Origin of the sequence: [Scytonema hofmanni] UTEX 2349 (assembly GCF_000582685.1) — a bacterium.
Lineage (GTDB): Bacteria > Cyanobacteriota > Cyanobacteriia > Cyanobacteriales > Nostocaceae > Hassallia > Hassallia hofmanni.
Genome location: NZ_KK073767.1, coordinates 25,408 through 49,621 on the forward strand (window position 1 = coordinate 25,408; position 24,214 = coordinate 49,621).

At 45.2% G+C, this 24,214-nt stretch carries 13 protein-coding genes; 7 read left to right on the forward strand and 6 right to left on the reverse strand.

The window, feature by feature from the left end; all coding sequences use genetic code 11:
* Window positions 1–262: 262 nt before the first annotated feature.
* The 4 genes from TOL9009_RS0104970 to mobV all read left to right on the forward strand — a co-directional run bounded on the left by TOL9009_RS0104970 (window position 263) and on the right by mobV (window position 7,692).
* Window positions 263–1,018, forward strand: coding sequence for a ParA family protein (locus tag TOL9009_RS0104970; protein ID WP_029631598.1), 756 nt, complete (start codon window positions 263–265; stop codon window positions 1,016–1,018).
* Window positions 1,015–2,445: a ParB/RepB/Spo0J family partition protein gene (locus TOL9009_RS49995; RefSeq protein WP_029631600.1), complete on the forward strand. Its 1,431-nt coding sequence runs from the start codon at window positions 1,015–1,017 to the stop codon at window positions 2,443–2,445. Before TOL9009_RS0104970 ends, TOL9009_RS49995 begins: the two co-directional genes overlap by 4 nt.
* A gap of 321 nt (window positions 2,446–2,766) precedes the next feature.
* Entirely contained in the window at window positions 2,767–5,793 is a 3,027-nt protein-coding gene (locus TOL9009_RS0104980) for a DEAD/DEAH box helicase (protein WP_029631602.1), read from the forward strand.
* A gap of 159 nt (window positions 5,794–5,952) precedes the next feature.
* Window positions 5,953–7,692 (forward strand): MobV family relaxase, encoded by a 1,740-nt coding sequence (mobV, locus tag TOL9009_RS0104985; RefSeq protein ID WP_029631604.1) that lies wholly within the window; start codon window positions 5,953–5,955, stop codon window positions 7,690–7,692.
* Between the two features lie 922 nt (window positions 7,693–8,614).
* On the opposite strand, the gene TOL9009_RS45170 is transcribed toward mobV, so the two are convergent.
* Complete coding sequence (locus TOL9009_RS45170) at window positions 8,615–8,818, reverse strand: hypothetical protein (protein ID WP_144238156.1); 204 nt, start codon at window positions 8,816–8,818, stop codon at window positions 8,615–8,617.
* A gap of 20 nt (window positions 8,819–8,838) precedes the next feature.
* Here TOL9009_RS45170 and TOL9009_RS0105000 point away from each other — a divergent pair, with 20 nt between their 5' ends.
* A complete protein-coding gene (locus TOL9009_RS0105000) occupies window positions 8,839–13,131 on the forward strand; it encodes a DEAD/DEAH box helicase (protein ID WP_199341492.1) in 4,293 nt (1,430 codons plus the stop codon).
* A 255-nt stretch (window positions 13,132–13,386) separates the two neighbouring features.
* On the opposite strand, the gene TOL9009_RS38170 is transcribed toward TOL9009_RS0105000, so the two are convergent.
* Window positions 13,387–14,211 (reverse strand): sugar phosphate isomerase/epimerase family protein, encoded by an 825-nt coding sequence (locus tag TOL9009_RS38170; RefSeq protein WP_051502806.1) that lies wholly within the window; start codon window positions 14,209–14,211, stop codon window positions 13,387–13,389.
* Window positions 14,211–14,906, reverse strand: a complete 696-nt coding sequence (locus TOL9009_RS0105010; RefSeq protein ID WP_029631609.1) for a hypothetical protein — start codon at window positions 14,904–14,906, stop codon at window positions 14,211–14,213. The genes TOL9009_RS38170 and TOL9009_RS0105010 overlap by 1 nt, the downstream gene beginning before the upstream one ends.
* A gap of 670 nt (window positions 14,907–15,576) precedes the next feature.
* On the opposite strand from TOL9009_RS0105010, the gene TOL9009_RS0105015 reads away from it, so the two are divergent.
* Together TOL9009_RS0105015 and TOL9009_RS0105020 are read left to right on the forward strand one after the other, a co-directional pair.
* A complete protein-coding gene (locus TOL9009_RS0105015; RefSeq protein WP_029631611.1) occupies window positions 15,577–16,572 on the forward strand; it encodes a tyrosine-type recombinase/integrase in 996 nt (331 codons plus the stop codon).
* A 210-nt stretch (window positions 16,573–16,782) separates the two neighbouring features.
* The gene (locus TOL9009_RS0105020; protein WP_029631612.1) at window positions 16,783–17,628 is read left to right on the forward strand and encodes a DUF6429 family protein; all 846 of its coding nucleotides are present in this window, start codon (window positions 16,783–16,785) and stop codon (window positions 17,626–17,628) included.
* Window positions 17,629–17,704: 76 nt separating this feature from the next.
* Here the strand turns inward: TOL9009_RS0105020 and TOL9009_RS0105025 are convergent, their stop codons facing one another.
* The 3 genes from TOL9009_RS0105025 to TOL9009_RS0105035 form a co-directional block, all read right to left on the reverse strand.
* A complete protein-coding gene (locus TOL9009_RS0105025; RefSeq protein ID WP_029631614.1) occupies window positions 17,705–17,962 on the reverse strand; it encodes a hypothetical protein in 258 nt (85 codons plus the stop codon).
* A 126-nt stretch (window positions 17,963–18,088) separates the two neighbouring features.
* A complete protein-coding gene (locus tag TOL9009_RS0105030; RefSeq protein ID WP_029631616.1) occupies window positions 18,089–21,088 on the reverse strand; it encodes a pPIWI_RE module domain-containing protein in 3,000 nt (999 codons plus the stop codon).
* On the reverse strand, window positions 21,078–23,693 hold the full coding sequence (locus tag TOL9009_RS0105035; protein ID WP_029631618.1) for a hypothetical protein: 2,616 nt from the start codon (window positions 23,691–23,693) through the stop codon (window positions 21,078–21,080). Before TOL9009_RS0105035 ends, TOL9009_RS0105030 begins: the two co-directional genes overlap by 11 nt.
* Window positions 23,694–24,214 lie beyond the last annotated feature (521 nt).

Here is a 24,214-nt window from a genome sequence, read left to right on the forward strand (position 1 = left end):
TTACGCCAACGGCGGTACTATAAGAGACCATCGCCCGTATGTCCCCCAACCCCAAACGGATCTCTGTGTTCCAGCCAAGCTCCACTTGGCTAGAATCCTCTGAAAGGCAATTCGGGGATAGGGCTAAAGAAGCGATCGCACTTCTTGACTCTGCGATCGCTTCTTAAGAACGCCATCAAGTCTTTTTACGAGACAAACACAATTTAACAGCACTAATTGAGTTATCTTACCTCTATATGGGGCAGAGCCAATCAACTCACTTATGAGCCGAATAATTGCAATATTTAATCAAGCGGGTGGTGTCGCCAAGTCAACTCTTACCCAAAACTTGGGCTATCATTTAGCACAACTCAAACATCGTGTCCTCCTCATCGACATGGACCCTCAAGGCTCCTTAACAATCTTTATGGGTTTAGTTCCTAGAGTTTTAAACAAAACCGTCTATGATGCCATAGTCGAAGAACAACCCCTGCCGATTCATCAGGGAATTCATGGCATGGACTTAGCCCCCACCAACACCACCCTTAGTACAGCGGAAATGCTATTGGTCAATGCCGAACTGCGCGACTTTCGCCTCAAAGAAGCTATTGAGCCAATCCGGGACGATTACGACTTCATCTTAATAGACTGCCCTCCCAGTCTAGGACTGCTAAGTTACATTTCTCTTGTAGCCGCTACTCATGTCCTTGTCCCCATCGAAACCCATTTCAAAGCCTTTGAAGGAACAAACGAACTCCTGAAAACCGTCGCCAGGATTCGCACCAAAGTCAACCGTCATCTTGAGATAGCTGGTTTCGTTCCTACAAAATACGATTCCCGTAATTCCCAAGACACTCGCACCTTGGGAGCAATTCAAGAACAACTCTCTCTCGCAGGAAAAGTCTTTCCCCCCATTCCTCGTTCCACTACCTTTGTTGATGCAACAGAAGACCGAATGCCCTTAGCCGTGTATGAGCCAAAGCATCCAGCTGTTGCTGTCCTTAAACAGTTAGCTAGCAGCATGGAGTCCTTGAAATGATCCGCAAACGTAACCAACCTCTCAAAAGTCAAATTGAAGTGCCTTGGGACCCCAGAAGCGATTTATCTCCCAACGCTGCCGCCGAGTCCACCCACAACGTGCCATTAGAGCAGATAAGTCTCCCCCAGCAGCAACCCAGGCGTTACTTTGACCCCCAAGCTCTAAACGAGTTAATCTCCTCAGTCAAACAGCATGGCATCCTGCAACCCTTATTAGTGCGCCCCATTGATGAGGGTAAATACGAATTAGTGGCAGGGGAACGACGCTACCGCGCCGCAAAAGATTGTGGACTTGAAAAAGTCCCCGTCGTTGTCCGCGAGTTAAGTAACGAAGATGCTTTTCAACTGGCACTAATAGAAAACTTGCTTCGAGAAGACCTTAACCCAGTGGAGGAAACTGAAGGCATCCTACAACTGTTGGCAGTCAGATTAAAGCGCAATGTTGAGTCAGTTCCAACCTTACTGCATCGCCTGCAACGCGAACAAAAAGAAGCCGCCAAACTTGCCAATAACGTTATTGGCAAAAGTGAAGCATCGGCTCAAAACTCTGCCAATAACGTTATTGGCAAGAATGACTTGGATGAACCTGACACTGCCGATAATGAATCGGATAAACCGGAATCTGCCAATAACGTTATTGGCAAAAGTGAAGCATCGGATAATGAATTAGACTCTGCCAATAACGTTATTGGGAAGAGGGAATCAGATGAGATGGAATCTGCCAATAACGTTATTGGCAAAACTGAGTCAGATCCAGACGCTGCCAATAACGTTATTGGCAAGAATGAATCGGATGATGAACCGGAATCTGCCAATAACATTATTGGCAAGAATGAATCGGATGATGAACCGGAATCTGCCAATAACATTATTGGCAAGAATGAATCTGATGAGGGTAAATCTGCCAATAACGTTATTGGCAAGAATGAATCGGAGGAATCAGACTCTGCCAATAACGTTATTGGCAAGAATGAATCGGATGGTTCATCGCCATCCCCTAACCCGAATTTAAGTGTCAACCCAGATTTGAAAATTATTGAAGAAGTATTTACCGGCTTAGGGACAATGACCTGGGAGTCCTTCGTCAATAATCGCCTGCCTCTACTAAACCTCCCAGAAGACATCCTCAATGTGCTGCGCTCTGGACAAATTGCCTACACCAAAGCCAAAGTCATTGCCCAAATTAAAGAAGATTTGACACGGCAAACCGTCTTAGAAAAAGCCGTTGCCAATAACTGGTCGCTATCGCAAATTAAAGAACACATCCAAACTCTATCACCCACTACGCCACCACCAACGCCTCTCAAGTCTCGTCTAGATGCCACAATCCGTCAGGTGAAGAAAGCCCGGATTTGGGATGACCCCAACAAGCAAACTCGTCTAGAAACACTTCTGGCTGAACTGGAAACCCTTCTTACTGAAAATTAAACGCCACTAAAAACAACACCCATAATCCGTAAAACCCTTACCCTTAGTGCATTGTACAGTGTATAAGCAACTACGAACCTGGCTGAACCGGAAACCCTTCTCACTCTCGATTAAACGCCACTAAAACCTACGTCGTTTTACCTTTGAGGAAGTATTCTCCCTTAAGGCTTCTCACTCTCGATTAAACGCCACTAAAAACAACACCCATAATCCGTAAAACCCTTACCATTGCTGTATTCGAGAGTGTATAACAAACCACAAAAGCAAAATTAATAAACTACACTAGCATTTAAAGCCAAAGTCGATCGCCCTTTCCTGACAATGCTAGATAAGCATAAGATTGATCAGCTACTGAACGCTTGGTTGGATTTCTTTTATCTGGAAAACCTCTCCCATGCTGAAGTTGATGCTGCCGACGATGATAACCAAATCTTTGACAAAGGCATCTCCCTGGTCGGCGATAATCTGCTTATAGAAGAATCCTTATTTAAACAACTCAAACAACAATTCCTTGCGCTCAAGAAGAAAGGGAAAAATAATGACTTTCAAATGGCTGTAGCTTTGCCTCAGATTTGGCGGGCAATTGAAGGCAGTCGCCGATTTTATCCCCTATTCAAGATTGATATTTCTAGCATCTTTCAAGGCAACTACCGCGCTAAAGGTTGGGATTTGACTTCTTTTGAGTTCCAACCCGTTCCCCCAAACTTGATGGAATTGTATCAGCTTGACGAAGAAGAAATCGAAGCCTTAGTCATAAAAGAAGGTCTCAAGGTCTTCTTAGAAACCACCTTTAAGCAATCTTTCACCAATCTGCAAGACTTTATTGACCTTGTTGACTTGCCAGTCAAACCTTACACAACCAAACGCGCTCCCTATCTGCTGCACTTCGACTTCGTTGCTTACAATTACAATCTCAAAAAAGACTTACAGAAAATATTAGAGCAGCCGCAGTGGGAGTGGGCAGATGATGGTCATCCCGCTTGTGAATATCTGTTCGGGCAACCCCAACCACAACACCACGAGATACTGTTTCTGGGAGCTTTTCCAACTCATCCCCCCACTGACTCTCAAGCAGTGGCTCTCAAACACACCGCTACACCAATCCTTGACTCCGGTGGACAGCCTTCTCCTTCTAAGACGCAAGCGCGAACATCAAAAAATGTCGTGGGGAATCGCGGATCTACAAAACAAGGCTGTCCACCGGAGTCTACGGAAAGACCCTCCCAAGAGAACCCCATCACTGCCGTTATTGGTCCTCCGGGAAATGGCAAGACTACCTTGCTGTTGCACAAAATAGCCCAGCAAGTCGTTAAGCGGGCTGTGCAGTTGGCGCAAACGGGACAAGATGAAAGTAATCTGACCCTTGTTACCAGTACGAATAATCGGGCTGTCTCCAATGTTGAGCAACGATTAGCTCAAGACTTTCCAACCGACCGATTTTACTTATCAGGAGGCTCCAAAGAGTTAATCACAAAACTTGTTATACCCAAACTACAAGCTGCCATTGACTGGTTACAGAAGGAGACTTTTAACGAAACCGAATGCCAGGAAGTGTCGGAAAAATTGTTGGCAGGAGTCAACCAACTGCATTCTCAACTAGAGTTTGACCAAAGACAACTTCAACAACGGGCAGAGGATGAACAACTGCTTCGAGAGCTTGTTGAGAATATCGAAGCTCTGTCTGTTGAGATAGAAACGCCTCAGATTAAGCAGCAACTTCAACAACAGCTACCATATTCCGAACCCGACTACTCCCAATTCCCCCTAGAAGCCTACCAGATAATCAAACCGCATTTGGACAATGCCAAGCGATCGCTTCCACATGTAGACCGCTCCCAATTTAATCGTAAAAATGGTAATTGGTGGGTGCGATTGCGGCACTGGCTCACGAGATTCTGGCAAAAGCTGACCAGAACCACTGAGGCACACATCCTACGAAAGTTGCACAAACAGATTTCAGCTCCGATTCTGGCTACCCTAGCAACACCCTTTCCCTTTCAAATTCCTCTCACCAGGGAATCTCTGTCTGCTGCTTGCTCCTCTGTCGCTTTACAACTAGAAGCAGCACACCAGTGGCACGCCAAATTTCAGAAATTGGCTGACACTCAAACCCATTTAGACTCGCTCCAACGCCGTCAAGATGACCTTGTTGCTGAGAAACAACAAGTTGAAAAACGGTTGGCTGGCTATCCCACTCAAGATTTTTACACTCGCTTCTACACCGAACACCACCCGCTTTCTGTGCAATTATTTGAGTGGTCTTGGCAGTATCTGCAACTCCAAGCACTACAACGCAAGCATGAAGTTATTGCCTCTTTAAAGACTTACATTAGTGTTTTGAGTGGCGAATGGGAGGCTTACCGCTCCTTTGGGCGTGACTGGCGAAATATTTACTCTGACCTCAGCCTGCTGTTTCCAGTTATCACTTCAACGCTGCACTCTGTCCGCAATCTACTGCCCTATCCTGACAGTGGCTGCATTGACCAGCTGATTGTCGATGAAGCCGGGATGATTCCCGTCCATCAGCTATTTCCTGCCCTCGTGCGCTGCAAAAAGGCTCTTGTGGTGGGCGACCCCTTGCAGTTGGAGCCAGTTATTAGCTTTAGCAAACAAACTCTAGAACAATATTGCACGCAGGCTTTTTTCAAACGGGGACTGAGCGAGTCAGACTATGACCGTTACAGTCCCACAGCTTGCGACACAGCAACCGCGTATCACCGAGCAGCAGGAGCTAGTGGTCAATCGGGAGACTTGGGCAACGGAATTATTCTCAAAGAACACCACCGCTGTGTTCCACCCATTATCACTTTTTCAGATCGCCTCTGTAACTATGGCTTAATCATCAAAACCCCCGACAAAGCTTCTGCACTTGGTTCCAACTTGATTGCTTACCACGTCGAAGGCAAGTACGAATCCCACACAAACCCTGAAGAAACGAGAGCCGTCGAAGCGATTATTGAGGAGCTGCTTAAGTATGGTTACTGCATTGATTCGCCTGACTCGGAAAAAACAATTGGGGTAATTTCGCCTTATCGTCGTCAAGCCAACGCCCTTGGGTCTCGTTTATGCTCACGCTGGAAAGATTTTAGCAATAACAGCATTGGGACAATTCACACCTTTCAAGGGGGCGAGAAATCGGTGATTCTCCTATCCACTCGCCAGTGCCGTAAAGAAGATTCGCTGTGGTTTATTAATCGCCGACCGAATCTGCTGAATGTGGCTGTGAGTCGTGCTAGGGAATTATTTATTTTGGTGGGGAATTTAGAGCATCTGGAGCAAGGAGGTGGTCACACCAAGATGTTAGTAGAGCATATTCGGCAGCATGGAGAAATTCGCTCGTTCCCGTGAGCGCACCCCGATTGTGGGGACGTGTCAGTTAAAGAAAGGCTTATCCAAGAAGCAATTAAAATATAATAAATATACTTACTACGGAATTTGTAAAATCATTCAGCTTTTACACTCCTCCAAAGCACAATTAAACAGGAGAGATTGATAAAGGACAAGCCGATGGCTTACGCAATCTTTCGCATTGAAAAGCAAAAAACTTGGGGACAAATCGCTGGCAGTGCCAGTCACGCCCAGCGTACCAGAGAAACACCTAATGCTAACCCCAATCAAGAAAATATCTGGCTGATTGGCAATCCTAAACAGGATTTAGTACAGGCTGTGCGCGATCGCATAAATGAGCAAACGATTCGCAAGAATGCAGTGCTTTGTGTAGATATGTTACTGGCTGCTTCTCCAGAATATTTTCGTCACGACAGTGTAGCGGAAGCAGGGTTATATGAGGATGACAAATTAGAAGCCTGGGTGAAGCTGAACGAGCAGTGGTTGAGTGAGCGATTTGGCGATCGCATTGTGTCCGCTGTCCTGCACCGAGATGAAGCCACTCCCCATATTCAGGCTCACTTGGTTCCCATTGATGAAAAAGGCAAGCTCAACTGTAATGGCATCTTTGGCTCTCCCAAAATTTTGAGGAAATGGCAAGATGATTATGCTGAAGCCATGCAGCCACTCGGTTTAGAACGGGGGATACGAGGCAGTAAGGCTACGCACATCGACATCCAGCAATATTACAGCAATATTAACGCTGACCATACGTTGGATATGGACGTGCTGCTCGACAAAGCCAGAGACAGGGATAGAGCCGAACGTCAGCGTAGGGAGATGGAAGCTACTGCTAAGGCAGCACAAGCGTCAGCTGACCGATTGAGGCAACAAAACCAGCGGTTGCAATTACAAATTCGCAAGCTCAAGAAGCAACTGGCACAACAATCAGAACAGCTGCAAGACATCCCTCTAGAAGATGTGGCTTATGAACTTGGGTTGTCAGGCAATAATGATTTGGAGAATCGCTGGATTGGTGCAGGGATTGTGCTGGAAATAAACGCAACTAAGTTCTCCGACTCTGGGACACAAACCAATGGTGAGGGTGCGATAGAACTGGTGCAGCACGTTATGGACTATGACTACCCCTCAAGTGTTGCTTGGTTAGCTGATAGATTTGGGGAGACAAAAGCGATCGCTGCCACTACAGCTAAGTCCCAACGACAAGCAGAGGATATTATTGCCACCAAAAGAGTTCCACAGTTTGAACCACCAGCACCGGATGAAGATAAGTGGTCGCTCTTGAGACACCACCTGGTCGAGACTTGTGGACTGAGAGAAAACTTGGTGGACAAGACGCACTCGGTAGGGCGCATCTATGCTGATGCCCAAGGAAATGCTGTATTCTTGCAACAGGCTATGCACTGCACTGATGGACAACTTAGGCGCGGTAGTGTCACGGGAGCCAGTATGAAGGGAAGTGGCTTTAATGGGTTAGCACTCGGTTCAAGTCGAGACGAAGGCTGGTTTGGGGTAGGATTAGGTCAGGGAGACTTACAAAGAATTGCACTAGTAGAGTCTCCTATTGAGGTTTTGTCAATAGTTTCCTTGTATCCCAATCCCAAAGTCCCCACTCTCTATTTGGCAACAAATGGAACTGATGCCCTGCCAATGGAGTTAATGCACTCCTCAATGGAGCGTGGCGGTGAAATCTTTGTGGCTTATGGTGCTGGTGAGTCGGGGGAAAAGCTAGCTCAACAAGTGATGGAGCAACTGCCTGAAGCAACCAGAGTTAAACCCCAACAGGGTGAAACTTGGAATGAGCAGCTACGAATTAGTCAACAGCAAGTTCGAGAGCAGATGAATAGACAAGCGCAACAGAAACAGAAATCTATTGGTGGTGGGGGAATGGAGCTTTAATGGGTTGTTGGATGTTCAGGCGCCAGCAGGCGATGGTCAGGGAGACTACCGCCGTTGGCACATCAAGGAGCGTCCAGGAGAGCGCAGCGTCTCCGCGATTGAGAAGTGAAGCCGACGCACAACTAAGGCATCGCTACAGCTACCCATTAAAGCTGGAACTTATTGAAATCAAGAGGAGTGGAGCCTAGAAGAAGGATGCGGTTATGGAAAAAGGCTCGTTAGAGAAAATTTCATTCCTTCCGTGAGTTCGTAATTCTTTTAGTCCACCATGTGTAGTCCACCATGTGTCCGTCCCTTGACCACCCCATCCTTATCAAATCACTTCATGCATTTTCAGCTGCCAATAACGTTATTGGCAATTATCGCCATCAAATTACTGAATGAAGAGTGAATTTGCCAATAACGTTATTGGCAACGTGACTGCTGAAAAAGGAGAGAACGTAACATTTAGCAAAAATTGTACGTGATCGAAAAAGATGAAAAGGCTCAAATCATTACCAATAAAGCTTTAGAGCCATGTAAAAATCATCACAAAGCCGATAATGTTTGGGGCGAGGTCCGGATGCGCGTTGGCGGAATAAATAGGTACGATACCTATTAAATAGGTACTGAAAAGTTATCTAGTACCTATTTGTTGGGAAATTCAGTTTGGATCTGAAGTTTGGTAGCCTTGGGTTAAGCCTGTTGCCGGAAATTTCACAACTAAAGCAGTTCGGCTGCTATGGCTCTAGCCAAAGTGGGTGCTTGGAAATCTTCAAATAAGGAGTCGATTTGACGTTGCAGTGCGTTCAATTATTGCCAGGGTTTGTAGCGTACTAATACCAGAACTCTCTCCAATTTGTAAGTCTTTCTTTACTTTATTCAGGCTTGATCATTGCTTTGATTATTAGTATATTGCGAATTATCATGACTGGAAATACGGTTAATCGCACTTATTAAATTCAGGATTACCGCACCTAAATTTTGACTGAATAAAAGGTAGTAACAATACGAATTTATTGGGTACGGTTTTCCCTAAAATGTCTAGCTCAAAAAGTGTGGTGATGCGGATATCGTTTTGCGATCGCCTAAGAACAACTGGTACGTTATGGATGTAAAATACCCTAACGGTACAAAAATTTATCATGAGTGGATGTAACGCGCCCGATGATTACCATGACCGATTCTGAGGCTGATAACCAAAAACTACAAACGCAACTCGCCCAAACGTACCGTCAGCTACTACCACTGGAAGAAAAGATTGTCCAATTGTTCTCGGTAATTTACGAACCGATCAACAGAACTTCGTTCTTAGACTGTTTGAATTACATCGGTGCGCGCGATCGCAACTACAAGCCTTTCGTTAACGCTACATTAAAGCCCTATATTGATGGATTGCTAGCAGCAGGCTTGCTGGTTCAAGAACAAGGACAGGGGCCTCAGTGCCATCCGTTACTGGTAGAGATTGCTACTCGCTCGGCAGTGAAAGCCGGATGTTTTGAAGTCATGGCAAAAACCGTGCATGATAAGTTAGGAGTAAAAGCTCGTTGGCAAGATGGGCCACTGTATTTCCAGAGCGCGAGCCAATTTATCCGAGAAATCCGCATTGGTCTTTACAGCCAGAACCTCAGTTTCATTAACAAACAGATTGAAGATTACAACAGATACAATAACAGCAAAGACAAGATATCCATAGAAAATATCTTCGAGCAAGTATGCACTAACCCATTCGATGCAGATTGGTTTCGCACCCTGCCACAAGAATTGTATGACAGCTGCATATCTATCATCCTCATCAATGCAGCGCTCTTATGTTCTCCCGCAGATGTTGCCTTTGCCCTACTTCAAGAAGAATGCGCTACTTCGAGTGGACATTCCTCAGATTACTTGCACCTAATTTTGACAGAACAACTGCTGCTACGAGGTTGTATACAAGAAGCACAAGAGAGTTTGGAGTGCATATCCGACGATTATCAAGCGGAAGCCGCCGTATACAAGGGTTGGTTGAATTTTTTACGTGGCAATAATCAGCAAGCGATCGCAAATTACACTGCTGGTCTCAAAGCCCTCAAAAAAGCCACAGGCAAGCGTCAAGTGTATTTTAGCACTATGGGCGGCTTGTTTTTTATTTTGGCACTGTTAAAAGATGGTTCGCGGGACAGTCTCCAAGAAGCACTTGATTACACCAGTCTGCTTGCACGTCAGTCAGACCATTGGCTGAGGTCGATTTATGCACAGTTGAAAATCTTGCTGCAAGTCCAATTAGGCGACATCGCGCAAAAAGAATTCATCCTCAGCAACCGTATCTTATTCCCTGAAGAACACAACAGCCTAGAAACCCTGTTTTTCGCTCTGTGCCATTACTGGGTAGATGCCGACAGAGCCAAAAAGCACCTGCCCAGATTGTTAGAGGAATTTTACCAGCAAGCTGTAACATCTGGTTATCACTGGTTGGCGATGGAGAGTGCAGAACTCTTGTCCCGACTCAAACCGAACAGCAGCTATGAAACCCAGGCAGAAATCCTGGGCGAAGATATCGGTATCGACAGCATTATTGACGTAATGCAGCCACAAGAACCTTGGGAGATGTGCTTAAACGCACTGGCAAATCTCCAGAAGGAACCCCAAGCAGCTGTAAAAGCTGAAGCAGAACTGCGCTTGGCATGGTTTATTACTTTCTATCCCAGCAAATGTATCCTGCAACCCCGCGAGCAAAAGGTTAACGCCAAAGGTGAGTGGAGTAAGGGTCGCCCGATAGCCATCAAGCGTTTAAGCGGCAATCTGGGTGAGTTTGATTATCTCACGCCCCAGGATATCCGGGTATGTGGCTGCATTGAAACATTTACTTCTTACGACTACGGATATCACGGCAAAACTGAGTATACTTTCAGCGCCAAGGCAATCTCTGCGTTAATTGGACATCCCTTGGTATTTTGGGAAGATGCACCAACCACCCGCGTGGAAATTGTCAAGGGAGAACCAGAACTAATTGTTAAAAAAGGCAAGCGAGAACGCTTAACTTTGGAATTTTCTCCCAAACTAGAGGCATCACAGAATATCCTCGCTGTCAAGGAAACCCCAACCCGCATCAAAGTGATTGAAATTAGTGCCGAACACCGACGCATTGCCGAGATTATCGGTAAAGAAAATCGGCTCAACGTACCCGCTACTGCCTCTAAGCAAGTCTTAGCCGCCATCAATGCTGTCTCTGGAATCGTCACCGTGCATTCTGATATCGGTGGTGGAATGGCCGGATCTGAAGAAGTACCAGCCCAGACTATACCCCATATTCACCTGTTGCCTGCCAATGCCGGATTGAAAGTATCCCTGCTATCTCGTCCCTTTGCCCAAGGTGGCCCCTACTACCGTCCTGGTGCGGGGGGCGAAACTGTGATTGCAGAGATTGACGGCAAGCGTCTGCAAACCAGACGAAATCTGCATGAAGAAAAGCAACTTGCCAATGCCGCCATAAAAGCCTGTCCCACCTTGACTCGTGCTGAAGCACAAGATGGTGAATGGCTCATAGAAGACCCAGAAGACTGTTTGGAACTGCTGCTAGAACTCCAAGCACTCTTGGACACTGTAGTACTGGAATGGCCGGAAGGAGAAAAACTGCGTGTCAAGCACCAAGCTGACCTCAAAGATTTTCAGATGTCCATTCAACGCCAGCAAGATTGGTTTGCTGCTACTGGCGAGTTGAAATTGGATAAAGATTTAGTGCTGGATATGCAGCAACTACTAGAACTATTGGATAAAACCCCAAGTCGTTTTATCCCTCTTGGTGACGGTCAATTCCTGGCTTTAACCCAAGCGTTTCGCAAACGCCTTGATGAATTGCGGGCATTTTCAGAAAAACATAGTAAAGGTATACGCTTTCACCCCTTGGCAACATTAGGCTTAGAGGATTTGGTAGAGGAGGTAGGCATCCAGAAAGCAGACAAACACTGGAAGGCACACATCGAGCGTCTCAAGGAAGTGCAAAGCCTCCAACCGGAACTTCCATCTACGTTTCAAGCAGAACTCCGTGATTACCAGATGGAGGGGTTTAGTTGGCTGGCGCGGTTAGCTCATTGGGGTGTGGGAGCTTGTTTGGCAGACCAAATGGGACTCGGTAAGACCGTGCAGGCATTGGCTGTTATCCTCAGAAACGCTCATGAGGGGCCAACCCTGATTGTTGCCCCCACTTCGGTGTGCATGAATTGGGTGAGTGAAGCGCAGAGGTTCGCTCCTACTCTTAATATTATTCAATTTGGTGGGAGCGATCGCGTTGGTGTTGGTGAAACCTCTCGTAGAGAAACCTCCCGTAAAGAAGCATCGTCTACGGGGAGTCGCCAGCAATTACTTAACAACTTGCAACCATTTGATATGTTGGTGTGCAGCTACGGTCTGTTGCAACAGGAAGAAGTATCCCAAATGCTATCCCAGGTGCAGTGGCAAACAATTGTGCTGGATGAAGCCCAGGCAATCAAAAATATGACTACCAAACGTTCTCAGGCTGCAATGAACCTCAAAGGTAGTTTCAAACTGATTACCACCGGGACTCCGATTGAGAACCACCTCGGCGAACTGTGGAATTTGTTCCGCTTTATTAATCCTGGGTTACTGGGTTCCTTTGAAAGCTTCAATCAACGCTTTGCTATCCCCATTGAGAAATTTCAAGATAAACTTGCACGCAACAAACTGAAAAAACTCATTCAACCATTTCTGTTGCGGCGTCTGAAAAATCAGGTGCTGGAAGAATTGCCGAATCGTACCGAAATTCTGTTACATGTGGAGTTAAGTCGGGAGGAAATGGCTTTCTATGAAGCGTTGCGCCGTGAGGCAATATCTAAACTGACCGAAAGTGAGGCAACTGCTGGTCACAAACACCTGCAAGTGCTGGCAGAAATTATGAGACTGCGCCGTGCTTGTTGTAATCCTAGTTTGGTTATGCCTGACACTGAACTATCCAGCTCGAAATTGCACCTTTTTGCTGAGGTGCTAGGAGATTTACTGGAGAATCGCCATAAGGCCCTTGTGTTTAGTCAGTTTGTTGACCATTTGCACATCATCCGCGATTATCTGGATAAGCAAGGTATTAATTATCAATACTTAGACGGCAGTACCCCAGCTCCAGAGCGTAAAAAACGGGTGGATGCTTTCCAGGCTGGGTCAGGAGATGTGTTTTTGATTAGCCTGAAGGCGGGCGGTACTGGTCTCAATCTTACTGCCGCTGATTACGTCATTCACATGGACCCCTGGTGGAATCCCGCCGTCGAAGACCAAGCCTCAGACCGTGCCCATCGCATCGGTCAACAACGCCCGGTGACTATCTATCGCCTAGTAGCGAAAGATACTATTGAAGATAAGATTGTGGACTTGCATCAGCACAAGCGAGATTTGGCAGACAGTCTGCTGGAAGGTACTGATATCAGTGGCAAGATATCGACAGAGGCGTTACTAGAGTTGATTGGGGTATAACCGAGAGTTGATGGATGCCTTGCAGCAAGCGGGTTGTGCAAAGATTTACTCAGTAAATATAAGTGGAGTGAAAGCAGCCTAACCGATACCACTTGTTTATTTTAAGTTGCCTGCTTATAAACTATCTCGTGGAGGCAAGTGCCGATTTCACTTCTTCTTTCCAAAATTTCAGCGCTACGAGACTTTTACCCCAAATGGGTGGAGAGAAAAGGTATTCTCACAACATATCTTCAAATTGCTTCCAGGAGTTTTGATTCAAATATTCCATCGTCCGCCCTCAAAGTGCGCGGCTCTAATCAGGGCAGCAATGCGACCATACTCTTGCTGCACAACCGACACAGGCAACCGATTCAATCGACTCTCTAGCACAAGCGGAACGACCGTTGGGAATTGAGTAATCTGCGATACCCACCAAGTTTTTTGTGTAATGCGGGAGTGGGTGTCATGCCGCCCGTCATTGTCGGAGATGTGAATCTCTAAAAGTCTTAGGCGTGGGAGTTTCAACCATTGTAGTTTTGAAGAATTGCTGTGGTGATGCCAAATATTGAGGTGTGCTAAGTCAACAACTATCTTGATTTGAGGGGCATCTTGGCAAAACTGGGCAACTTCCGAGGCATTGTCCAAAAGGTTCTCTTTAGTGCTAGTAGGGAGTGTGGGATACATCGTTTCGACACCGAGAACAATGCCTCGCGTTTGGCAAAGCTGGTGGAGGCAATGGACGTTTTCGAGAAATGTTGCATAGGCTTTGGCGCGATCGCTGACCGTTGGAAAATTCCCACCATGCACTGAATAAGCTGTGATGCCTTCATAAGCTAAGAAGTCTGTTAGTCGCTCGAAATAATCCCAGTCTTGTGAACGCGCTAAATTAAAAGGATAGTGGCGATCGCCCCAGACGAAGGCATGGTGCGCTCGATAGACCATTCCTTGTTGCCTAAAATCCTGGATTGCCTGCACTGCATCGGTATCGGGCAAGGGACCGATTGCCAGTTCAACATGCCGAATTCCTGCTTCCCAAAACACCGTCAATGCTTCACGGGTTGACACTCCACCGTAAGCAGACAAACTGAGATACAACTCCATTAGTCCTCCTGCGTTGATGTATATTCAAAGTTTGCAGTTCTCGGCGTGAGGGCAAACAATGAAGTGGCATACCCCACCAAAGCGCTTAATTCAGCCGTCAATTGATTTATTTCTGCTTCTGGGTGCTTTATCTCTCTGAGCAAGTCATCCACATCACCTGCGATGTAGAAATCAATTTGTTCTTTTAGAGAAAAATCTCTGTGTTCGTTGAGGTTGTAGGTACGTTTGTAAGGTATCTCAACAACACGTTCAGCATTGCCTAACCTCAAAGACAGAGAATAGCTGTACAGGATATGGGTGCGTTCGTCATCATAGGCGTTAGGGTCAACAGAGGTCTGGTAGTTGCTTAAACTTATCGGTAGTGAGAGTGTTGCCAATAACCAAGTAGTTGGGTCGTCTGCGATGGGAGACTCTGGTTTCTGAGAGTACCAAGGGCGAGACATTCGCTTGAACTCCTGCACAAACGCGCTCAATTCTGGTGTTGGCAGCAAACACCTCGCATCCGTAGCCAGGGCATCGGTGATGCGTTTCAGTTCTATTGCCTGTGCTGACACCAGTGCCTGTTCTCTTGAACGAAGTTCTTGCATTCGTGCTTCTACTAGCTGTTTGAGGGCTGTAATTTCTGGGTCGAACGAAAAGGCATGATTTTGCACCAATGCTTGATAACCAGAAAGTAGGGAATCAGAATTTGTCATCTAGACCTCTCATGAAGTTTGGAAACTGTGCGGATGAAAGCGACGGAGGAAAACGAGTGCGTTCTTATTAATGACTGTTGCAGGAAAGCAGAAATTGCAAACTCGGGTAATAGTTCTTTTGTACTAATATATCACTGATAACCGCTATGAACTAGTGGATGACAAACTAGAGAGCCAGCCCAGTAGAAGGAGTTGACGTTCACATGTGGAATATGTGTGTGCCCGGCTTCGCAACATTTAAGCCGAAGTTTAAATGCGATAGGGCAAAGCCCTTAAGCCGAATGGCTTATCGCTACGATCGCCTGGGAGAAAAAGGGAAGGGCGGACACAAAGATTGCAACGCGCTTGGGCGATGTAGCGGTTTCTATGGAACATCGCTAAAAATCATCCCTTAGGTATTGAGGCTAAAATGGACATTTTGAAATAGTGCATAAAATGTTTGTTTTTGTCAACATATATTAGTGGATCGGCTCTCTAGAACTAAAATATTGCGACAAAAGGCTTTTTATAAATTGTTTAATAAAAGCTATGTACGATAATCTTAAGGGTTTGAGATGCTATAGTTGTCTAATTGTTTTATTCACCTACAGAATTATTGCTCTTGGGTGCTTCATTTGGTGGAGGATATGTTAAGTAACTCCGCCCAATTCGTTCGTGACCAAAAGATGCGATGTCTGACGACAAGCCGCAAAGTGTCTACGCAAATTCCAATTTTTCTCCTGAATCGCTGGCGTATCCCTTACCGGTACCGCTAACTTTACACCCAGCTGAGGTTTACTTGCGATCGCTAGGTGAAGGTTCCCGACGCACGATGCGCGAAGCTCTCAATAATATAGCGAAACTCCTCACTAACGATGCTTGCGATGCAACAACTATTGATTGGTCGAAACTAAGATACCAACACACGGCTGCGGTTAGGTCGGTGCTGATGGAAAAATACAGTCCGGCGATGGCGAACAAGATGTTATGTGCGTTGCGACGAACGCTAAAAGAGGCATGGCGGTTGGGGTTGATGTCCACGGATGAGTATGGACGAGCGACTGATATTGAATCTGTGCGGGGGAAGAGTTTGCTGAAAGGGCGATCGCTCGATCCGGAGGAAATTACTGCATTATGGGATGATTGTATACGGGATAACTCAAATTTAGGGGCGAGGGATGCGGCGCTGCTGGGGGTTTTGACGGTTGGGTTGCGCCGTAGTGAAATCGCGCACCTTGATTTGACCGATTTTAAGCCGCGCAGTCGATCGCTGACTATCCGCGAAGCTAAGGGGCGTTCGGAGCGAATTGTATACTTACCATTAGCTAGTGTACGGGCTGTGCAAGATTGGTTACTTATCAGGGGGAAAGAGGCGGGAGCGTTGTTTTATCCGTTGGACAAGGGACATAAAATTATACCAAGACGCATGAGCGAGCAAGGGGTATTGCGGGCTTTGCAACGACGTGGGGAACGTGCGGGTGTGGAGGGGTTTACGCCCCACGATTTTAGAAGAACTTTTATTGGTAATTTATTAGATGCAGGGGCGGATATTGTCACTGTAGCTCACCTTGCAGGTCATGCGTCGCCAAACACTACGAGTAAGTACGATCGGCGTGGGGAAGCGGCGAAGAAACGGGCGGTTGATTTGTTGGATGTACCTTACAGTGGGCGGGGTAAAGGTAATTAAGCAGTAATCAAATTAATCTACTTCCACAGAAGAATGCATGTCAAAATACTTCTTGGTTTATTCATAACCATCTGCATGATATACAACATCGGGTTGGATAGAATAAATTAAAACCAAGTTATCTTATCTCGGAATTAAACGCTCACGACTCATGAACCGTGGTAACTTTTTAGTTAAGATGTTTGGAATTAAAAATGGAGAAGAAAAATTTTGAAGCATTCACGCTCCTTACCAGCTTTGAAAAAAAATGCTATTCAACTCTGCGGTCAAGATTTTATTGATAGTTTAACAGTCAAAGGCATATACGCCAAACACGATGAATTATGGCGTCTTGTCAACAAAAAGCTAAACGTTACTGATGATGCTTATGAAATAAAACAGGCTAGGGAACAAGCAGAAAAAGAACGAAAATTAGCAGAAGAAAAAGCGATAAAACAAGCAGAAAGAGAAAGACTACTAGCAAACAAGAAAGAACTTTACAGTAAAAATAGGCAAGGATGGACAATTACTGTTTTTGAGCTTCCAGAATCAGATAAATACGGAAATAAATTTGTTGCACAATGCACTAAAGAAGCAGAATTGCAACAGACTACCTATTTTTCAAATACTGCTGGTGATTCCTATAGTCAAGCCTGTAGCCTTGTAGATGAATTTGAAATAAGGCAAGACCAATTAAGACTATTTATGGAAAATTATAAAGTTATAAAACCTTTATATCTAATGCTTATATATCTTTCTGGTTGGGATGAATATAATCCTTATCTTGTCAACCCCAAGAATAAACACTGCAAAGATAATTTTGTCGGAATTAGCTTTTGGAACGGATTTAATTTTGAGATAGTTAATCGTTTAGAGGCAGAAGGATTATTAGAACTTTCAACAACGAGAAAAACTCTCACCATGACTAAAAAAGGAATGAAAGAAGCGAGAGATATCCTACTCCATATTAATCTTGATGGAGTAGGAAGCCTACTAAAGCAGCGAGAATATCATGAAGAATACATTAATTATCAGAGCCAATTAAATATTTTACAGGAGGAACAAGAAGAAGAATAAATTCTACTCAAATTACTTTTTTATTAAACTGCTGAAGATACCCCGTCCCATTTTAGGACAGGGTAGTTGATATTGTTTAATCACCTCTCTCTAGAGAACGCGCCATCAAGTAAGCTTCTTCCGCTGTATACCGCGTACCTAGACCGCCTACAACATTTACAATGTACTTCTGCTTGCTCTTGTGGCTAATCCTGTCTAGGTCAATTGGTGAGGAAGGTTGACCAAACACCTGGTAATTTGTTTGAGTTTCTTCAATCATCCATACCGCAATGCCCTGAAATTCGTAATTGGCGAATACGGATGCTGCGTGTTGAGCTTTTTCTAGGTCTGTCATTGCCTGCTACTCCAATTCCGGCTTAATTAATTTACCACTCTCTTTAATACATATGTACTAAAGAGAGTAAAGCGTGTAAATCCCATCAAAAAGTCAGGGAAGTCTAAGTGTCAGTCAAGAGATTCCTTACTCCGAGTCCGACTCTTCTAAATCTTCTGATTCCGCTACATCCTTGGCACTAACCGCATACTCTTTGGCTAAGGTTGCAAACGAGAAAGGTAACGGTAAAGAAACTTCGTTTGCAAAATAAGGCCACCGATCTCTGAGATGATGAACAAAACAAGCCAACTTATCGCGGTCAATTCCTGGGTGATGAATAACAGCTATTTCTAATGGTTTGGGGTTCCCTGCTTGCAAGCTACCATTATCGAGCCGGGATTCTTTCCGTTGTAATGTGCTTGTACCTGGTTCTGTATTTAACAGCTTTCTAATGCTTAAGTAAAGTGCTATTGCCTTATCATCACAAACATCCTGCCAACAGAATAAACCATTGGTTCTGCTACCAGGAGAATCTTTGACAATGGCTACAGGAACTTCGCTTCTATCACCAGCAACTCGCAACCGCACAACCAACAAACGATTTATTTCTGATTCTGTCATGTGCCGTTTTAGTGCATCAGGTAAATCGTTAGCTGGTAGTTCGGGGTTTTTCAGCCACGTCAGCATACTGCGAGCGTTTTGTGCTTCTGCCATAAATAGCACTCGCGGAGGTTTTTCCCCTTCAATGGGGGTACTCAAGCAATCGCGTAAGCAATCGGTAATAAATTTATTGAGTAACTGTTGTTCGTTTTTGATATCGCTCGACTGTTGTTGGTCGCCAATGTCACCAATGGTTTCATTCTTCAAGGAATCAGGGTTCCATTTTTCTGTAAGCAGGTGCCCTAGAGCTTTTGGATACGATACCCAGCCTTGTGTGTTAAATAAGGAAGGGGTAGTAACCTGCACTGTTCCTATCACTGGGTTAACTCGTATCATCAGCGCTACAATGGAAGGAGCATTACTGGCAGTTGTTTTTCGGGTTCGGCGTAATACGTGAAAGCAGGTCAGCCAAGTATCAGAATTAATGCCATCCTTTTCGGGGTCGATTAAAGGAGCAGGTAAAATCCCAAATTGACGCAGCAAGTCGGATACAGCTTTTTGTACTCGATTGGGAGCATCTTTGGTTACATATTCTTCGCCGTCCTTTTTAATCTTTGTTAAAGCGTGGATGTGTTGATTGACATAGCCAGCTCTCATTGCTCCAATTCGCAATGCTAGCTTGGGGTCGGACTCTGATATTAAGGGTTTGGGCTTAATTTCGATTAAGGCACCACTCAGTTCTTGTGGTTTGGGTAAGGATGAGACAATTTGATCAATGCGCTGATCCATGCAATTAATGCGTTTTTGCTGTCGGCTATTGCCTTCTACAGAAGGATTATCGAAATCGAATATTTGTGTAAGGTCTAAGACGTGCTGAGTTTTGATACACAGGCAACCATAAGAACCTTTGTAAATAGTTTCTTCTCCTTGTACCTCACTAGGGGTTGTATATGTTTTTGTTTCTCCTTTTTGTGACAATAAAAGTAACTCGCAAATTTCAGCAATCAGTTCATCCCGACATTTTTGGGTTTCCCACAAAATCAGTATTGTGTTTGGAGAATTCTTAGGAACATCTGATGAAGGGGAAAGAGTGGCTTCATCATTATTAAAAGAAGTAACTCTGCTAACTTCCCCTGCTTCCGCTACTTCGTCATTATTGAAAGAAACAACTTTCCTAGCTTCCCCTATTTTTCTTGCTTCCCCTGCTCCACGCCACTGCTTTGCAGAGGTTTCCTCGTTGAGTGCAAGTGGCTCCCCTGCTTGTTTATTAAGAACACGAAATGTCGCGGGTGCAGCGATTTTAGATCGCTGCATTGGTGTAGATAAATCGTCACGGTTTTTAGCTTCTTTACTACCTTTCTTTTGTGGCTTCCCTGGTTCCCAAAAAGGCACATAACCTGATTTTTTTACTGCTTCACCAACTCTGCGAACAGGGCAATTTTCTTGCTCTATATTATTTTGAATAGCCCTATCTAAACTGGCTAAATCTAGCGGGCTAACACCGGGAAGGCAAGGTACAGCACCACGATGTCGAGAGTCGTAGGCGATAGCTGCTTGTATCCTACTAGGGTCTTCACCAATTGCTGACCAGTTATAAAGTGGTTCACCAGCTAAGGTGTTAGGGTCAGGGAGTGGGGAGTCGTTAATTTTAAGTAATTCGCTAATGGCTTTAGGCCATTTTGCTTCCCTTCCGGGACGTTTCATATCAAGAGGAATAAAGCAAAATGGTTGATTTTTGCCATCCAACCAGCGTCGATTATCGCCAATAAAAGCAGTAGCACCTCGGTATGGTAGGCGTTCCATAGGCTCGGCGACCCATCGCCGAATTGAAAGTTGGTGGTAAATTATCGGTTCATTGCGCCAAGAAACTGTTTGCAATTTGAAACGGATGACAAACGAGATGTCTGCTGTACCGACTTGTTTTTTATATTTAATAAGTGGAACCGGATAGGGAGGCCACGACATCAGTTCGGCTCCTTTGTTGAGGCTGACCACTTGGTAAAAAGTTAGTTGGTACTGATTATTAGCGCCAAAATTGATTTGTGGTTTTTTGAGAAATTCAAAAGCCAGGAAATCTGGTATCGCTTGAAAGCGAATATCTATGTTGTTCGGGTTTTTTGTTTGAAGTCGTAACGGATAGATTATTGGTTTTTCTTCCCACTCCCAAGCATCATTGTCAAGCTTTTCCAGAATGGACTCGACTTCATCATCTCCCAAACAACTGCTAAATTCCTCACGCAACCAATCTTTGATAAAATGTGGTAAATCAGAAAGGTCGGCGCGTTCTGTCGCTAGCAACCAAGGCACACCAGTACGTTGCCAACCGTTACGCTCTGTCTTAATAATTCTTGGAAAGCTACCACCGATGATGGAGTCGAGGGAGTAAACGGGAACGGAGGGATAACCCCTGCCTAAGAGCTTGACTCGTTTTTGAGCGAGAGATTTAGCAACTTGCTGCCATGCAGTAGGAACAAGCAGAGAAAATAGCTCGTATTGGATGTCAGCAGTTAGTTCCCAAGCTCCAGGAAGAATATATTTAAAGCTCATAGCGTAATTCCTTTGTTTGTTTGAGTGCGTTGAAGAAAGCGCCGTAAAGCGATCGCGCACTTGTTGTTTCCCAAGGTTGTTTCCCTTCAGCCTCGATAGCGATTTGCAGTTCCTTGATAATGCCAACTAAAAGTGAGGTGACTTCGCTGTCGAGTTTGCTTTCGACTGATAGGAGTGCAAACTTAACATCGAGAAAATGGACAATGCAGGGTACGCCACCCCGTACCAAACGTCCGATAATTTGCCAAATACTCACCAACTGAGTCCAACAGAGTACAGAACGTTCGTCCGAGGTCAGTTGCTTGAAGGACATCGCCCGACAGTTCAAGTCAAGCATTTTTGCTACCGCATACTGATAAAATTCGTTTTCTACCTTCGTTAGCGTCAGAGCGTCGCCTCGTTTTTGTAGTGCTTCATAAAGACTAAAATCTGAAGATTTTTCCAGTGCCCAATTGTTGAGTTGCTGGACGGTAGTTTGCCAATCGTCGGGAACTGGCATCGGTCGGCTTAAGAACACTGCTGCTCCAAATGCTGCTATCCGGTTCTCGTTCAGAATATTGTGACCCCTTTCCAGTGCCATCAGAGGAACTATAACAATTTGGGTTGGGAGTTTACCGATGTCACGGATTTTACCCCGACGAATACCGCTTAAGTGAGCTGGAGCATTGTCACGGCGCAGGGTGGCAATGCCATCAAAGTGAGCTGGAGCGTTGTCACGGCGCAGGGTGGCAATGCCATCCAGATGTTCTACGCGGTAAAGAGGTTTCAAAATTGACTCAACCAATTCGGCTTCGTCGTAGCTGTTAGTAATTAGCAGCAAGCGTTGGCGATCGCCCCATCTTTCTGGGTCTTTCTGTTGTAGGTCTTTTAAAGTATCAAATAATTCAGTAAGAAAGCTTTTGGCTTGTCCTGGACTGTGACAAATAGCTTTGACCATCTCGTCAGCAGCTTTTCTTCTCTCATCTGGTGGCTTTCCTGATAAAGCAATGTACTTTCCTTTCTCATTACGCTGGGGACTGAAGAAAAAATCACTTTCGCCAATTCCGGCATCGCCTGCCGTGTGATTATTGCTAGCAGATTCTAGTAAAATAGTAGGGTTTTTCCGGATATGATAAGCGGGTGTGCCAGGAGCGTAGCTGGTTCCTGAAATCAGTACTGTATGGGGACCATCCCAACCATCAACCGCAAAGAGATTGGGGAAATTAAGGAGTAAATAGCGACCAACCCCAACATAGCGAAAATACTCCAGCTTGCCACCAAATTTGTTAGTGCGATCGCCTCCTAAGGGGCTACGCCCATCGCGTGTATATTTGAAGCCCAAAATATTTCCTACTGGGGAGGATGGCACAACCGGAAGATAATCGCGGGGTGGACGATACACAAGAGCAAGACTGGTGTCGTGTAGGTCGAGAACGCGGGTTCGCATGAGTGCGTTTAGGTTGTCCACCAGAAAACCCAGTCTATCGTTGAGTACCGTCACGAGAATTGCCAAATATATATGGTGCGTGGCTTCATCAAACTTAGCTTTATCAGCAAGCGATATTCCCAGAGATTCCAACCATCTGCGTAACCAATCAGCAACATCAGCTAATGCCCTTGCATCCGAGTCGGCACTCAGTAGCGTAAGGGCAAGCTCTGAAAGTTCTTTTCCCTTCCGAGGATTGAGGGGAGCCTGCAAAAATCCTGAGAGCGTTTGCATGATTATTTTGCGGCGTTGGCGTTCCTCTTCAGGGGGTAAACCTGCCTCAATCCGCTTGCGTCTTTCCTGACTGCGTTTGGCACGGGTGAGTTTTGGAGATAGTTCGTCGTCTTCTGTTTCCGGTGTTTCCAAAATGTCGCGGATAATATGGGCGAAAAGGGAACGACCTGTAAAGGGATTTTGTCCCAACCATTCCACAAGTTTTGGGTGGTTGTAGAGTCGAGGGAGAATCAGGTCGGTGGCAATTTGAGCGTAGTCGTTGGCTTTTTTTGCTGCTGCTACGAGTTCAACTGCCATGCTGCGACGATCTGAATTGTAAAAAGATGTGGCGAATTTTAGTCCTAGCTTATTTAATAAGGAGTTTCCAGAGGCATCGACTAAAACTTCATCTGGGGCGCAAGCTTCGTCAAACTGCACCTGTACCCTATCGGCTTCATCAACGAACAGAAAGTCACATTCGCGGTAAACAGCTTCTGCAAAAGTAAGTTTTTCTGCAAAAACTTGAGGGGGGACGCGGGTATGGATGAAGCTGGCTGGGGTTAACACCCACACCAAAGCTGTAGCAATGTCTCGTTCTAATTGATGACGCGGACATTTGTAATACAAGGGACAGGTATATTTATCTTCAGTTTCGCCCTCCTCCAAAGCATCCAATTCCTCATCATCGTCAATACGGTCGTTGCCATTTTTGGTAGTAGTGGCTTGTTTTTGGTAAAGATTGTGACAAGGTTCCTCACCAAACTCCCACTTATCCTCTGATTGCACTAACGCTAATAAGGGGCAGACTGGACTAAACCAACGCCATGCTGGATGTGTTGCTCCTTTTTCAATTTCTTCGCCTTTGGTCGCTAAAATTGGTTCGTAGACTTTTTCTAGATGTTGCGAGCGGTTGCTGGTTCCCAGCACGGGAGCAGCAGAAATCTCCAGTCCGTCTTGAAAAAGCGAGGCTAGGTGTAATAACCTGCAATACTAATCACTCAAACCTGCAATCAACGCATTTCCAAACCAGGATTATTTGCAACTATAATTACACTTCAACCAGGATTAATTGCAACTGAGCCAGGATTAACTGCAACCAACCTGCAATCATCGGTTTCAACCAGGATTATTTGCAACTAAGCCAAAGTCCTGTCAAACAGGAGTTTGGGAGTTTACTTAAAAACTGCTTCAACTTTACAAAAATATATTAAAATTTGAACCAGAATTAATTGCAACTATAAGGTCAAATAAACGGTCGTTTTTTAACTGTTATGACCACCCAGATTGCAAACCAGAAACCGAATCAAGTTTAGTAACGAAACTCGGTAATTATATCAAAGTCAACATACCCTGTTAAGTAACGAGTATATGTACTTGTTAAGGGTTCAAAGTATGTTAATAGGTTATGCCCGAATTTTCAACAGATGACCAGAATCTGAACCTGCAAA

Excerpts from the sequence above, each read along its gene's own strand:
- TOL9009_RS0104970 (WP_029631598.1), top strand. The coding sequence starts at position 263 with ATGAGCCGAATAATTGCAATATTTAATCAAGCGGGTGGTGTCGCCAAG.
- TOL9009_RS49995 (WP_029631600.1), top strand. The coding sequence starts at position 1,015 with ATGATCCGCAAACGTAACCAACCTCTCAAAAGTCAAATTGAAGTGCCT.
- TOL9009_RS0104980 (WP_029631602.1), top strand. The coding sequence starts at position 2,767 with ATGCTAGATAAGCATAAGATTGATCAGCTACTGAACGCTTGGTTGGAT.
- mobV (WP_029631604.1), top strand. The coding sequence starts at position 5,953 with ATGGCTTACGCAATCTTTCGCATTGAAAAGCAAAAAACTTGGGGACAA.
- TOL9009_RS45170 (WP_144238156.1), bottom strand. The coding sequence starts at position 8,818 with ATGATAAATTTTTGTACCGTTAGGGTATTTTACATCCATAACGTACCA.
- TOL9009_RS0105000 (WP_199341492.1), top strand. The coding sequence starts at position 8,839 with ATGATTACCATGACCGATTCTGAGGCTGATAACCAAAAACTACAAACG.
- TOL9009_RS38170 (WP_051502806.1), bottom strand. The coding sequence starts at position 14,211 with ATGGAGTTGTATCTCAGTTTGTCTGCTTACGGTGGAGTGTCAACCCGT.
- TOL9009_RS0105010 (WP_029631609.1), bottom strand. The coding sequence starts at position 14,906 with ATGACAAATTCTGATTCCCTACTTTCTGGTTATCAAGCATTGGTGCAA.
- TOL9009_RS0105015 (WP_029631611.1), top strand. The coding sequence starts at position 15,577 with ATGTCTGACGACAAGCCGCAAAGTGTCTACGCAAATTCCAATTTTTCT.
- TOL9009_RS0105025 (WP_029631614.1), bottom strand. The coding sequence starts at position 17,962 with ATGACAGACCTAGAAAAAGCTCAACACGCAGCATCCGTATTCGCCAAT.
- TOL9009_RS0105030 (WP_029631616.1), bottom strand. The coding sequence starts at position 21,088 with ATGAGCTTTAAATATATTCTTCCTGGAGCTTGGGAACTAACTGCTGAC.